The organism is Streptococcus mitis, assembly GCF_005844455.1.
Classification (GTDB): Bacteria; Bacillota; Bacilli; order Lactobacillales; family Streptococcaceae; genus Streptococcus; species Streptococcus mitis_BF.
Window position 1 is genome coordinate 1 of sequence record NZ_SPGF01000116.1, and the last position, 1,040, is coordinate 1,040.

Consider the following 1,040-nt stretch of genomic DNA (forward strand, 5'->3'; position numbering starts at 1 on the left):
CAAAAAAGAAGGAAGGGATTCTCCAAGAAATCTTTGCTCGCTTTACAAATTTTAACTTTTGTCGTTGGGTAACCTCGCAAGTTGCCATCGACAGTAATCACAAAAAACAAAGATATAAAGTGTGTTTCTCGGATGCGACTTATGCCTGCCGTTTGTTTTTTAACGGTTCCCTTTCTTCCCTCCAGTTGAAAAACTACCTCAAGAAACAGTTATCTATTATTCGATCGAATCGAAAATATCCAAGAAAGATAAAGGCTCAATCGGTAGTTGATTTCATCTATAGAGTAACATAAATCTCAAAAAATAGGGTGAAAAACCCTTTATTTGTCATGCAAAAAAATAGAAGATGCGATAGAGAATCACTTTGATGTTCTCAATCCTATCTCCTATTCAAGTAGTTAGATCACTAACTTAATGACATTGGTTCAATTCTGACTCTTTTTACTATAATGCCACATTCGATGAAAGTTCTATAATGAGGTTAGCCACCCAGCCCTCCTAAAAATTAGATGGTTCAACTGGCTTATAGCTAGTACTCGATTTCATTTGATAAGAGGCTTGATGCTGTTAGGCTGGTGAGCCAAGGCTAAGACTAGCCTTGGTTTAGCTAACGAAACAGCTTCAAGGGTTCCTCTTGCCAAATGAAAGCTATTCTAGGCATAAGAAAACACCTCTGTGTTATACTTGTTGTTTAACCGCAAACACAAGAAAGGTACAGAGATGCAAGACAATTATACTACAAAAGGCAAACATTTGACAATCGATAGCCGTCGCTTAATTGAACGATGGAAAAAAGAAGGAAAATCAAATAGAGAAATTGCCTCTCTACTTGGAAAAGCTCCTCAAACTATCCACACTGAAATCAAGCGTGGGACAGTACGACAATGTCTTGGAAAAGGGCGCTTCAAAGAGGTTTATTCTGCCGACTATGCTCAACAATCTTATGAAAGCAATCGGAAGCATTCGGTCAAGAAATCAAGCTTAACCAAGGAACTAAAGGAAAAGATTCTCCACTATCATAACCAAAAATTTTCGCCTGA

Annotated in this window: 1 protein-coding gene and 1 pseudogene; both read left to right on the forward strand. The window is 37.7% G+C overall.

Annotated features, from left to right (window positions below; all coding sequences use genetic code 11):
* Positions 1–293, forward strand: a pseudogene (locus FGQ53_RS11875) (IS4 family transposase); the annotation flags it as partial.
* A gap of 427 nt (positions 294–720) precedes the next feature.
* Positions 721–1,040, forward strand: a 320-nt coding sequence (locus FGQ53_RS11675) for a helix-turn-helix domain-containing protein (RefSeq protein ID WP_138338949.1), incomplete at its 3' end; no start/stop codon positions are given.